This is a genomic window from Sulfoacidibacillus thermotolerans, from assembly GCF_003144315.1.
Lineage (GTDB): Bacteria > Bacillota > Bacilli > Alicyclobacillales > SLC66 > Sulfoacidibacillus > Sulfoacidibacillus thermotolerans.
Window position 1 is genome coordinate 87,092 of record NZ_MPDK01000009.1, and the last position, 12,233, is coordinate 99,324.

General features: G+C 46.1%; 14 protein-coding genes, 1 tRNA gene, 1 pseudogene and 1 riboswitch. Of the genes and pseudogenes, 3 read left to right on the forward strand and 13 right to left on the reverse strand.

The window, feature by feature from the left end; genetic code table 11:
• Positions 1–45: 45 nt before the first annotated feature.
• Positions 46–1,278, forward strand: coding sequence for an MFS transporter (locus BM613_RS07295; protein WP_281267834.1), 1,233 nt, complete (start codon positions 46–48; stop codon positions 1,276–1,278).
• A 57-nt stretch (positions 1,279–1,335) separates the two neighbouring features.
• Here the strand turns inward: BM613_RS07295 and kynB are convergent, their stop codons facing one another.
• From kynB to BM613_RS07315, 4 genes are all read right to left on the reverse strand, one after another.
• Positions 1,336–1,977, reverse strand: a complete 642-nt coding sequence (gene kynB / locus BM613_RS07300; RefSeq protein WP_245926297.1) for an arylformamidase — start codon at positions 1,975–1,977, stop codon at positions 1,336–1,338.
• 43 nt (positions 1,978–2,020) lie between these two features.
• Positions 2,021–4,405, reverse strand: coding sequence for an ATP-binding cassette domain-containing protein (locus BM613_RS07305; protein WP_109430516.1), 2,385 nt, complete (start codon positions 4,403–4,405; stop codon positions 2,021–2,023).
• 108 nt (positions 4,406–4,513) lie between these two features.
• On the reverse strand, positions 4,514–5,074 hold the full coding sequence (locus tag BM613_RS07310; RefSeq protein WP_109430517.1) for an ECF transporter S component: 561 nt from the start codon (positions 5,072–5,074) through the stop codon (positions 4,514–4,516).
• A gap of 151 nt (positions 5,075–5,225) precedes the next feature.
• A riboswitch (TPP riboswitch) is annotated at positions 5,226–5,330 on the reverse strand.
• A 99-nt stretch (positions 5,331–5,429) separates the two neighbouring features.
• Positions 5,430–6,281, reverse strand: a complete 852-nt coding sequence (locus BM613_RS07315) for an aldo/keto reductase (RefSeq protein WP_109430518.1) — start codon at positions 6,279–6,281, stop codon at positions 5,430–5,432.
• A 217-nt stretch (positions 6,282–6,498) separates the two neighbouring features.
• On the opposite strand from BM613_RS07315, the gene BM613_RS15010 reads away from it, so the two are divergent.
• Positions 6,499–6,595: transfer RNA gene (locus BM613_RS15010), tRNA-Sec, on the forward strand.
• A gap of 176 nt (positions 6,596–6,771) precedes the next feature.
• On the forward strand, positions 6,772–7,512 hold the full coding sequence (locus BM613_RS07325; RefSeq protein ID WP_109430520.1) for an SDR family oxidoreductase: 741 nt from the start codon (positions 6,772–6,774) through the stop codon (positions 7,510–7,512).
• A gap of 409 nt (positions 7,513–7,921) precedes the next feature.
• Here the strand turns inward: BM613_RS07325 and BM613_RS07335 are convergent, their stop codons facing one another.
• The 9 genes and pseudogenes from BM613_RS07335 to BM613_RS15015 all read right to left on the reverse strand — a co-directional run.
• A complete protein-coding gene (locus BM613_RS07335) occupies positions 7,922–8,110 on the reverse strand; it encodes a DUF4926 domain-containing protein (protein WP_109430521.1) in 189 nt (62 codons plus the stop codon).
• An 11-nt stretch (positions 8,111–8,121) separates the two neighbouring features.
• Positions 8,122–8,382 carry a hypothetical protein gene (locus tag BM613_RS14875; RefSeq protein WP_146192773.1) on the reverse strand — a complete coding sequence of 87 codons (261 nt, stop codon included), beginning with the start codon at positions 8,380–8,382 and terminating at the stop codon, positions 8,122–8,124.
• Positions 8,383–8,774: 392 nt separating this feature from the next.
• Entirely contained in the window at positions 8,775–9,122 is a 348-nt protein-coding gene (locus tag BM613_RS07345) for a hypothetical protein (RefSeq protein WP_109430523.1), read from the reverse strand.
• An 11-nt stretch (positions 9,123–9,133) separates the two neighbouring features.
• Positions 9,134–9,568, reverse strand: coding sequence for a colicin E5-related ribonuclease (locus tag BM613_RS07350; protein WP_109430524.1), 435 nt, complete (start codon positions 9,566–9,568; stop codon positions 9,134–9,136).
• Between the two features lie 477 nt (positions 9,569–10,045).
• On the reverse strand, positions 10,046–10,603 hold the full coding sequence (locus BM613_RS07355) for a hypothetical protein (protein WP_109430525.1): 558 nt from the start codon (positions 10,601–10,603) through the stop codon (positions 10,046–10,048).
• A gap of 15 nt (positions 10,604–10,618) precedes the next feature.
• Positions 10,619–11,014: a hypothetical protein gene (locus tag BM613_RS07360; protein ID WP_181362951.1), complete on the reverse strand. Its 396-nt coding sequence runs from the start codon at positions 11,012–11,014 to the stop codon at positions 10,619–10,621.
• 18 nt (positions 11,015–11,032) lie between these two features.
• Positions 11,033–11,247 (reverse strand): annotated as a pseudogene (locus tag BM613_RS15770) (recombinase family protein); the annotation flags it as partial.
• Between the two features lie 127 nt (positions 11,248–11,374).
• Positions 11,375–11,617: a DUF1871 family protein gene (locus BM613_RS07365; RefSeq protein WP_109430527.1), complete on the reverse strand. Its 243-nt coding sequence runs from the start codon at positions 11,615–11,617 to the stop codon at positions 11,375–11,377.
• A gap of 11 nt (positions 11,618–11,628) precedes the next feature.
• On the reverse strand, positions 11,629–12,233 hold a 605-nt coding region (locus tag BM613_RS15015), incomplete at its 5' end, for a DUF4258 domain-containing protein (RefSeq protein ID WP_181362952.1).

Consider the following 12,233-nt stretch of genomic DNA (forward strand, 5'->3'; position numbering starts at 1 on the left):
AATAGTCGCAGTTTCAATGCGAACCATCGACTAGGAGGGGCGATCGTGGAAGCGCAAGACCTTAGTAAGAAGTTATTGCTTGCCAGTGGAATTGGCATGTTGTTTGATGCGATGGATGTCGGATTGCTCGGTTTCGTGATTGCCGCATTAATTCTCGCCTGGCATATCTCCCCACAGTCAGCCGGATTACTTGGAAGCATCACGCTTGTTGGAATGGCACTGGGATCGGCCGGAGCTGGTTTATACGCTGACCGCGTAGGACGAAAAAAAGCATTCCTCATCACCTTGCTCATTTATTCCTTTGCAAGCGGGATCAGTGCATTTGCCACTTCCATAGGATTTTTGATTGTCATGCGCTTTATTACTGGTTTTGGACTTGGTGGAGAACTCCCAGTTGCCACAACGTTCGTACTAGAATCATCACCCCCAGAAAAACGCGGAGGGCGCACCGCCTTACTTGAAACATTTTGGGCATTTGGGAGTATTGTCGCAGCATTGATCGGCTATCTTTTGATTCCATTGTTCACTTGGCGTGCCGCTTTTGCTATCACCGTGTTCCCCGCACTTTATGCTCTTTATTTGCGGCGTACACTTCCAGAGACACCTGCTTTTAAAGGTTTAAAGCAAACGCTCAATTTTAAGCAAAACATGGTACATCTTTGGCAAGCAAAACTGCGCAAGCGGACGATCTTACTTTGGGTCCTCTGGTTTACAGCGAATTTCGCGTATTATGGGATGTTTTTCTGGTTGCCTAGTGTACTTGTACTCAAAGGTTACTCTTTAATTCACAGTTTCGGCTATGTACTGATCATGGCAATCGCTCAAGTACCTGGATATCTCGCTTCAGCTTGGCTGGTTGAAAAAATCGGGAGAAAATGGACGCTTGTACTATTCTCACTCGTTTCAGCTATTTCTGCACTCCTTTTTGGTTTATCGAATAGCCTGACTCTTTTGTTGCTGTTTGGAGTGATTTTAAATTTCAGCAACCTCGGCGCCTGGGGAGCTACGTACGTGTTTTCTGTCGAACAATATCCCCCAATCAGCCGTGCAACTGGATTGGGTTGGGCCATGGGCATCGGCAAAATAGGAGGTGTAGTTGCTCCCTATCTAGTTGGTGCACTCGTTGCTGCAAAGACGCCCTTTGCACATATCTTTTCGCTCTTTTTTATTGTGACCTTAATCGGCGTGGTTGTTTTACTCACACTTGGCAAAGATGTGCGGACAGATGAATCTGCATTTCTCATGGCTGACACTCCAAACTATTCACATGAACTTTAGAAATTGCAAAGCCCGAAGCGATGGAAAAGTAATTCATCGATCCGGGCTTTGCATTGATTATTTATCTCCAGTATAAAGAGGTCGTAAAACCGCTCGAACAGGTGATGCGTCTGCACCTACGAGAAAAAGTGGAAGAGCAATCAATTCATAATCTCCCGCTACTACATGAGCGAGGAAAAGAGTCTCAAGAATGCGCAGATCGTGCGCGAAAAAACGCTGATGCGCTTTTAAGTCTGTACTTGAAGCTGGGTCTACTGAAGGTGTGTCAATGCCAACTAATCGAATGCCTTGTTGCGCTATATAATCGACAGCTTCTGGGGCTAATGCTGTATAAGAGGCATCAAACTGTTCCGGATTTAGATAGGAATCCGTACGCACCAACAAACGCGTAACGCCTTGTAGTGGCTGCTGCTGCAAATCCCTCACACGAATAAGCCCCCGCACTGACGTCAGATCAATCACGCGCGCAGGGCCCATATAAAGCGACAGATCAGCTTCTCCCATCGTTTCTCCTTGTTCATGATAGTGATAAGGCGCATCTGCGTGAGTCCCTACATGTGGACTCATGCGAATCGCAGAAACATTGCAAATAGCCCCATCGCGAATGGCATTTGTAAGCTGAAATGCAAATGGCGTGTCATCAGGATAAGGAGCCGTTCGTTCTGATAAAGGAACAGATATATCAATCCAAGAAGGCAATCTCAATCACCTCATACGCTCTTATTCTATTTATACAACGACCTCACACAAGAATGAGCAGTGCGATTGCCACCGTCACAAGCACCAGGAAGTATAAATAATCCCACACATGAATACTTACCTTACGGTAGTATGTTCGAGCCTTTGCATCTGCCGCCACGGCACCCTGAAATCCGCGCGCCTCCATCGCAATCGCGACGCGCTCACTCATCCGAATCGCTTGTGACAACAGCGGCAATGCATAGGTCACAGGCCGTAAAAAGGACAATCGCACATCTTTGCCGCGTAACTGACGCGCTTGTTTAAGTTTTATCCACTCTGCCTGAAATAATGGCACAACGCGGATTCCTGCTAACATACCATAAGCAAATTTAGGTTTTATATGAAAGTTTTTTGATAGTGCGACGATAAAATCCGCTAGATCTGCTGATGCTAAAAACAACGCCCCGAACGCCACTGCCGACAACATGCGAAGTGCTAAAACTACCCCATCATAAAATCCTGTCCAACTTAAACGGTAAAAAAGAAAATGAAAAGTCTGCGTATGTGGCCCAACTGCTGCAAAAGCAGTCAATGACCATACATATAACACATAAAATCCAATAAAAGGGAACAAACGCTTTAGAATCTGCCAAGGACTCAGCCACGCGAGAGCAGCCATTAGAAAAACGGCTAGCAGCAACATCGCGAGTGCCTGGGCAATCGTGTGTGCGAACATGGCCACGAGAGTTACAGCAAGAGAAGCGAGCAAAACAAACCCGGGATTCAGTTTTTGTAAAAAGGATTGCCTTTGCTGCAGCAAAATCTGTTCCTCTCTGCCCTGCTTGTCTTCAAACTTAGGAATTTCTAGTTTTGCAGATTGTACAAGAGGATAAGCTTCTTCTACGAGAGTCATACACTCATCAAGTAAATGTGCTCTATGCATCAACTCGCGGTCACGAAACAGACCCTGTGGCGGTCCCTCGTACAGAATGTGTTCCTCTGCGACAACGATCACCTGATCAGCAAAGCGTCCAACAAGATCCATATCATGCGTAGTAAGGACAATCGTCCGTCCTTGTTCCTGTAAACGCACAAGATGATCGACGATCATTTGTTGCGTTTTCGCATCTTGACCAAATGTCGGTTCATCAAGTAAATATATCTCATGCTCATCCTTTACCATTGCTGCTACACTAAGTCTGCGCTTTTGCCCTTGACTCAAGGCAAAGGGGCTGTTTTTTTCACAACCCTCGAGGCCAAATTCTAAAAGCAAGTGTAAAACTTGTTCCGGTATCTCGTCTTCTAACAAGCGATCCGCCAATTCATCTCCCACGCGCTCATAGATAAATTGATACTCTGGGTTTTGAAAACAGTACGCGACAGCTTTTGCAAACTCCCGCTTATTCCATTTTTCAACTGGTTGCAAAAATACCTGAGCCTGTCCTGAACTAAGCGGTATTAGACCGCGCATCACCTGTAACAAAGTCGATTTCCCCGCACCGTTAGGCCCCACAACAGCGGTAAAAGATCCTTTTGCAATCGTCAGTGACACATCACGCCATACGGTGTGTTCGCCAAAGCGAATGGCTCCATTGACGATGGAGATTGCCGGAGCGACGTCCTTGCTCCTAAGCGGATGATTCTTTATAAAAGAGTGTGCCGGGAAAGTCTGTAATCGTTCTGTCGGACGTAACTTCCAAGGCGCGACAACGCCCACTTCAATGAGCCACTCCCACTCTTCGCGAACCACGGTCTGCGTGTCTCCACTGCGATAAATACGTCCAGACGCATCAAACAGCAGCACGCGATCCATCACAGGTAACAACGGATCAAACTTGTGTTCAATGACGATCATAGATCGATGCTGTCGATGCAGTTCCGCAATCCGTTCGAAGACAAGCCGGGAAGAAGCAGGATCGAGATTTGCAGTCGGTTCATCAAACACGAAGAGTTTCGCATCAAGAGCAAGCGCAGAAGCGATTGCAAGTTTTTGCTTCATCCCACCAGAAAACGCAGTGTGCTCTGCGGCGAATGCGACGTCGAGATTTGTCGCCCGCAGTGCACTTTGAATCCGCAAATCCATTGCATCAGGTGCAATTCGCAAATTTTCTAGTCCAAATGCAACTTCATCTGCAACGTGCAGCATACAAAACTGTGCATCTGGATCTTGAAAAACATACCCCACACCGCCAGGCGCCGACAGTTCCCTCGCACGTTCTATCTCCCCTAGCACACGCGCCTCAATTGCCTGGGGAATGAGATTTGCACAGAGCATTGCAAGTGTGCTTTTCCCACATCCACTTGGACCAAGAAACAGCACAGATTCCCCTTCATGAATCTCAAAGTCAATGTTCGATAAAACGGGAGTTTCACTTTGTTCGTAGAAGAGCGAAACGTTACGCAAGGCAAGCAATCGTTTTGATTCATGATCACGCAGTTCTGTCATCCATTTGCGGCATCGCAGTTCGCCGCAGACACCCCCTTTCACATCCGAATTTACAGCGCAGAAACACGCTCCACAATCAGGATTTGCTCTGATTTAACGCGGTTTTCTTTAGCGCCGTTGCTTTGCGATCTCAAAATTGCGCAATGTCCCTGTACGTAGCAAGGCGTCGCCGATCCACTTTGGCAAAGCACCAGCTAGAATTGCACCACTTAGCATCGTAACCAGCGTGTATCCTATGATGACAGGAATCGAATACTGATCTCCTTGATATTCAAAATACCACTGAATACTGTTGCCAACACCGCCAAGTGCGCCTGCGACAAGCATGGGAATCAAATCATAGCGCCGCCATTTCCACAGCGCAAAGCCAAGTTCTGAGCCAGCACCTTGTACGAGCCCTGAAATCACCGCACCTAAACTGTACGGACTCCCGAACAAAAACTCGACACAGGCACTCACCACTTCAGAAAAAAATGCAGCCCCCGGACGTCGAATAATATAGGGGACAAGCCCTGCCGCAATCCACCAGAGACCATTTACAAGCGCGCCAACAATCGGGCTCATCGTGCTTGCAAACAACGGATTCGTGATCCAGTCCCAGCCCATGTAGATCGCTCCACATACTACAGACAAAATGGCGGCGACGACAATATCACGCAATTTCCACATCCTCATACAACCTCCTTATTAAGATCGTCCATCTAGAGGGCTATAAGGCACCTGCAAAACGTCGCACAGGACAAACCAAAGGCCCCTTTCGCCGCTTGCAAACTCATCTGCGCTTCGAAAGGGGCCCACCCATTCACCACAAGTAGCAGGAATAAAGGCCATGGTACTTCCTCCCGCTGGCATTACCCAGATCGAGTTCACAAGGGTTAGCGACTTCGCTTCTCAGCCAAAGAAAATGGCACCCCTAGCACCAAACCATATGAATTTCGCAATTACTGTACCACGATCCCAGCAAAGTGTAAATAAATGTTTTGCATGAATCTAGCCGTTTACAATCACCTTTTTCGCGTTTGACTTAAGACAGACCAAATGTCACATGGTCTGGATCATAAGGGAAGCTGCGTCGATTTTGATTCAACGCCGTGATCTGCTCTACTTCTTCGGTTGACAATTGAAAATCAAAGAGTTGAGCATTCTCATGAATGCGCGCTTCATGTACTGACTTTGGAATCGTCACGACATCTTGTTCCAAATCCCATCGCAAGACGATCTGCGCTGGAGTCTTCTCGTACTTTTTGGCCAATTGCTGTAGCAAAGGATGAGAAAGTAATTCGCCGCCGCGCATTAAAGGCGACCACGCCTCCAGTTGAATGCCGTGCTCACGACAGAACGAGTACACTTCTCGTTGTGTTAAAAATGGATGAAACTCCACTTGATTGACGGCTGGTAAAACTTCAAAATGATCCATTACATCTTGCAAGTGATGGGGCTGAAAATTACTCACTCCGATCGCCCGAACATACCCCTCTTTGTATAATTTCTCAAAGGCACGCCAAGTTTCTAGATATTTCCCAGCGACAGCCCAGTGAATCAGATAGAGATCGACATAGTCCACGCCGAGTTTTTTTCGACTCTCTTCAAATGCTTGCAACGTTGACTCATACCCTTGCCGACTATTCCACAATTTCGTTGTAATAAACAATTCTTCACGGGCGATGCCAGAATCCTTGATGGCCTGGCCGACTCCCGCCTCATTTCCATAAATCGCAGCAGTGTCGATGTGGCGATATCCGTATTCAATCGCCGTCCGAACTGCATTCTCTACTTCGCCGCCCTCTTTTGATTCCCAGACCCCAAGTCCAACCCAAGGCATTTTGACTCCATTATTTAAAACTGTGCTACTCGTTAAATCCACCTTCCGAATCATTCCAATTCCTCCCTGATTAAGTGGAAAACTCTGCTCCTGTCATTCCAACTCTTACTCTACACATTGATGCAATGAATTTGCAATTACAAGCAACTAACAATTTGTATTTCCTTTGTTCACACAAAGGTTGAATCAATCAGTTGCATTTCAGAAGCTACTTTTGTTATGCTACATCCAGTTTGTTGCAGAGTCATAGCAGTGCATCCTTTCTCACGATGGGAGCGGATGGGGTACTGGTGTCCTTCCCGGTCTTCAAAACCGAGTGGGCGGCGTGGTGCGTCGCCGGTGGGTTCGATTCCCACACGCTCTCGCCAATCGTTCGTTTCAATTCCCCAAATAGACGCGATCACTTCCTCTATGAGCTAAAAATACATGGTAAGCTGACTAACCAGCCCTGACAATAGGTAAAGAATCAATCGATAGAAAATGTTATAATAGTCACTATCAAATCGTAAGCTAAGTAAAAAGCAGCTTAAAGGAGAATGGATGTATGATTCGAGAGAAAGTTGTCGTCATTACGGGAGCAAGTAGTGGAATCGGACAAGCTGCTGCACTGCGGCTAGCCAACGATGGCGCAAAAGTTGTCCTTACGGCGCGTCGCACAGAACGGTTAATTCAAACGGTCCACGAGATCATAGAAAAGGGTGGAGAAGCTCGTTATCTCGCTGCAGATGTCACCTCAAAAGCTGACATGCAAAACGTAGCTGATTTCACAGTCGAAAATTATGGACGCATCGATGTCTGGGTGAACAATGCTGGACTGATGCCTCTTTCCTATCTCAACAAGCGAAAAATCGATGAATGGGAAACGATGATCGATGTGAATATCAAAGGAGTGCTTTATGGCATTGCTGCAGCAGTTCCAGTTATGGAGCGCCAGCAGAGCGGACACATCATTAATATCTCTTCTGTTGCCGGTCACCGAGTGGGAATGGGTGGTGCTGTCTATAGCGGAACTAAATTTGCAGTTCGCGCGATTACAGAAGGATTGCGGATGGAACTCTCGCCCACCTCAAATATCCGCGCAACGATCATTTCTCCCGGGATGGTAGAAACTGAACTGCTAACGACAATCACCGATGAGGATGCGCTCAACGCACTAAAAGCTCGCGCCGCATCTAAGGCACTGCGATCTGAGGACATTGCAAATGCCATTGCCTATGCTATTGATCAACCAGAGTGGGCATCTGTAAATGAGATTGTGATCCGACCGACAACCCAGCCTTCTTAAAGCGAATATTGATCAATCGGGTAGGAGGAAGGGCTAGTTCCCGACCTCCCACACCACTGTACGTACCGTTCGGTATACAGCGATTTTTATCTTGTGTAATGAAGTGCACCGTATCGTTCGACTAAGTTCACGAGCCCTTGGTCGCACCAGTAGGCAAGCCCAAGAGCTTTGTTCATCTGGGGGTTAATGCCAACCGCTAGTACCTTTTTTGAGAGCCGCTAATGTTTCTTGCCCAAGCCTCATGGTTACTGCTACCTTCCCCATTCCAGACTTTCACCGTATAGACAACGCCCATGCCAGGCGCACAAAAGGGAGCCGAGCCTCGATCTAAAGAAGTTGGCTCTCTTCGGTTACAGCACTTCAAATTCGTGTTACCAAATCAGAAGGGTGTTAAGCGAATAAGCAGTTGTTATGCCGGTTCCAGCTCGGATGGTTGAGCTACAACCATTGCAATCGTTTCTCCTGTCAGCGGGTTGGAAAACTCCACTTCCATATTTCCGTCTGAATACACTTCTATGATATATCCAATATCCCCTTCAGATAACCCTTCATTCTTAAAGCGATTAGTTTTCAGTTTGACGCAGTCATATTGATTCATATTTTACCTCCTTACGGCATGAATCCCGCAAACGGTGTGTTAAGTGTAATTGAACCGTCAGGTTGAATCATCCAACCCGACTTCAGATAGCTAACTCCCCCTGTTTCCTCTCCAATTCCCGGAAATTCAATTCCTATGTTAATTCGTTGTCCGTTCCCATCTAACTTACCCAGAGAAAAATCACCAGCTTGGAATTTCTGAGAAGCTTGTTCCTGATAAATCTTAACCAGTTGATCCGAACTGCTTTTGTCGTACCCCAAGCCTTTAAACACCGTGTCTTTTCCATGTTTAGCTCCATCTTTAAATATATAACTCCATCTTTAAATATATAATCGGTAAACTTCCGACTATCCACAGTTGCTACATTCCCCGTACCCTCAGCACTTGCCCCATCAACAACCTCTGCCTTGCTTGACACATTCTCCGCTGTCGATGCTTCTCGCGTATCGAGCACCGTGAATTTGCTCTCTTAATTCATTTCACGCAAAGCGTCTAGCTCATTGGATTCTTTTGCAAATAAGGTCATATTAACATATCGTTGGACGTCTCTCCCAAACTAAGACAACCAAGTCACCGAGTGAAGACAAAAAAGGAGCCTAACCCAGATCTATCGAGGTTGGCTCCCTTTGGTTACAGCACTTGAAATTCATGTTACTGGGACTATCTAAACTGGCATATCGTCATGCGACAATACGGTTAGATTGACGTATTGCGAATCATCCCTCTCAGCTTCAAACTCCAACACTGAAATTGCTGCAGAGTTGCACTGTTTGATAAGGAGGCTCCACTCTTTTTGCTCTTCGAGAACGTCACTGCAATCTAATCCATTAAGGGGGGCTACTACTGGTGTTATCTTGCCTTCTGCAATGTGGAAAAATTCCACACCGGCCACTACTAAACCTGAAACGGTGCAATCCGAAACAATCTCAATTGCAACCGACAAGGGGAAATATAACTCATTTCCCGACTGAATTGCTGCATACGAATACTTGTCTAACAATTGCTGTATCACAAGAATCCCCCCTACTTGTCGCCCCACGGTGACTTCCAATTCGGATCATTCCGGTCACTCACTTGAACAATATTACCCGTCCTGTCGTTGCGAACGACATAGCTTCCATCCGAGTTGATATATGCAGTCGCGGGGTCACTATTTCTCGTCCCGTCAGGCCGAAACCTTGTGTCAGTCGTTTTAACGGTTCTGGCAGGATGGTCAATAGTTTGTTGAATGGAATCCTTGGTCCAACCACGCTGTGTCATTTGTTTAGCTATCTTGCTGTCGTAGTTGATTGAGAGTTTCCCAGTACCCTCAGCACTCGCCCCACCAACAACCTCTGCCTTGCTTGTCACATTCTCCGCTGTCGGTACTTCTCGCGTATCGAGCGCCGTGACCTTGCTCTCTTGATTCATTTCACGCAAAGCGTCTAGCTCATTGGATTCTTTTGCAAATAAGGTCATGTGAACCTATCGATGGACGTCACCCCAAAACTAAGACAACCGAATGACCAAGTGAAGGCAAAAACGGATCCAACCCACGATTTAACGAGGTTGACTCTGTTTGGTTACAGCACTTGAAATTCGTGTTACCGTCCAAATAAAGAAATTGTCAATTCGTATCGCTGAATTCAGTCAACTCCAAAAGAATTTCGCGAACAATCGGCTCCGCGTGAGCGTAATAGGTAATTTCTAACTTTGTGAAACGAATCTCCTCCAACTGATTGTACAGTCTCCACAACCTATCAATTAATGTTCGGGAACAATCGCGGTGTTGAGCCGTTCTTGCAATTCAACCAGCCCAATTGAGTGATTTAAAAACATCGTGCAAAGCTTTTGAATGCCTCCAAGCTCCTCACCTCACTTTATAATAATTATCACTACGGCACCGAACTTGTTCACAATTAAATTGGAAGAAATCGCTTAGTTTTATTTCGTGAATCAGAATTCATGTTTCTTACAGTCATGTTCATCGATGTGAGAGATTAATCCTGAAATCCATCCCACTTCGGAACCATATACCTTTTTGTTGTACTCCCACTTAACATTAAACTGGGTTCTGCCGTCTCTCCAATTCGGGAGATTCTCCTTAAATATCTGTGTCGCATAATAACTCCCCCCAAAAAGAGCATGCTCTTCATGTGAAATGATTAGTCCCCAGTTGCCCGCCACTGAATAAATCGCATTTTCAAGATATATAGGTAAATGACAGTAGTCTTCATACGGCGTATCAACATTAATCTGCCAATGACCTGGGTTATTAAAAACGTCATTCTCTCCCTCTATTTCAGAAATGAAAAACGATGATTCACCGAGGGTTCTCATAGTCCTAATTAAAGCCAGATATTGTTCGTTGGTAAGGAAATAGCCTTCCGTGGGACACAAAATCAAGCGGTTTGGAAGTTTATCTGTAAACACCTCGGCAAATGGGTTGTTCCCTTTGAACAACTGGCCATATGTTGAACGCATCCTTTTCAACGTTTCTTGCTCTAAACTCATTCGGACTCCCCCAAATCAATTGATAAACTTAATCTTTCTTAAGCCTTGCACACCATTTACATCAATTGTCGGAGGTCCGCTTTTGGAAGCACTTCTATAGGTAAACGTAATGCCTTCACCATCGTTTCCTACATAGACGCCTGATTTTACCTCGCGAATTGTTGACGGTATTACTTGTTTTTTGAAGAACTTGAACGCATCCGACGAGTTTCCCGTTACAGAACGGATTCCACTGTTCTCAGCAGGGATCCCGATACTCTTTAGCTCGTTAGCAAATAGTTTTCCTAACGAGCTAACATCTCCCGTACCCTCAACGCTCGCCCCACCAACAACCTCTGCCTTGCTTGTCACATTCTCCGCTGTCGATGCTTCTCGCGTATCGAGCGCCATAACCTTGCTCTCTTGATTCATTTCACGCAAAATGAGTTATATTAGCACCTTCGCCCGATTACTGCGCCATAAACATGATGTATTTAGAACGATAATGCAGTCAACAGTCAGGCCATCTTCATCGACTTTCTCACACCGACCCCCTTGTATCCTCGAATGAGTCCAATGCCATTGTCCACGCAATAGCACATAATTTCGCCCCAGCGGACTTGGCCTTGCGTTGAAATTCGTATGTATCCAACTGCTTTGGTCATTCCTGATTCACCTCGTGGCCATACGAAGACGAGTGAATGACCAAGCGAAGATAGAGAAGGGAGCCAGACCCCGATTTATCAAGGCTGACTCCCTTCGATTACAGCACTTCAAATTCGTGTTACTGTCTTACCTTCCCATTAATTTTTCTGCGATTTCCAAGCACTCTATGAGACTTTTATCGAATTGTGTACGAAATTGCCTTTGAAATATGTCGTGTATTTCTCTTGCGAGTTCTTCAGCAGTCGAGCAGGAATCCATTTTCTCAGATATCATCTTAATCTCAACCTCATACTCATCGGTTGGCGAAAATGACATTAAATCAATTGGATCCCATTCGTTTATAACGCTTGCCACTCTTTCAGTATTCATGTGTTGCCCTCCTATTTGGAACCGAACAGTCTCGTTACTGTCGACCACATATTCGCATCATAATTGGCGGCAGGAATGACAGTGACTAAAGTCCCATCCTTTGCGACAACTGCCGCGCCCTGTTTTGTTACATAAAGCCATTTGGAGCCGCCATTCTGTTCGAGAGCTTTTCCGTTCTTAACCCATGAATTCACTTCGGCTTCTGAGACCCCACGTTGTTCAAGCCTTTGCATTCCATGGTCCGATACATTAGACCAATCCACTTTAACTCCCGGATTCTTTACCAGTACACCTTGTTTTCCAAAGCTCTCTCCGAGCTGGGCTATATCCTCCGTACCCTCAGCACTCGCCCCACCAACAACCTCTGCCTTGCTTGTCACATTCTCCGCTGTCGATGCTTCTCGCGTATCGAGCGCCGTGACCTTGCCCTCTTGATTCATTTCACGCAAAGCGTCTAGCTCATTGGATTCTTTTGCAAATAAGTCCATGTGAACATATCGTTGGACGTCTCTTCCGAATCGATTCATCCCTCCGATCCCTGCAATCGCTGGATCAAGCCCACGTGCTAAGGATGTCTCCTTTTGCCACGTCTGTGCACTCTCTTCTAGCACGTGTA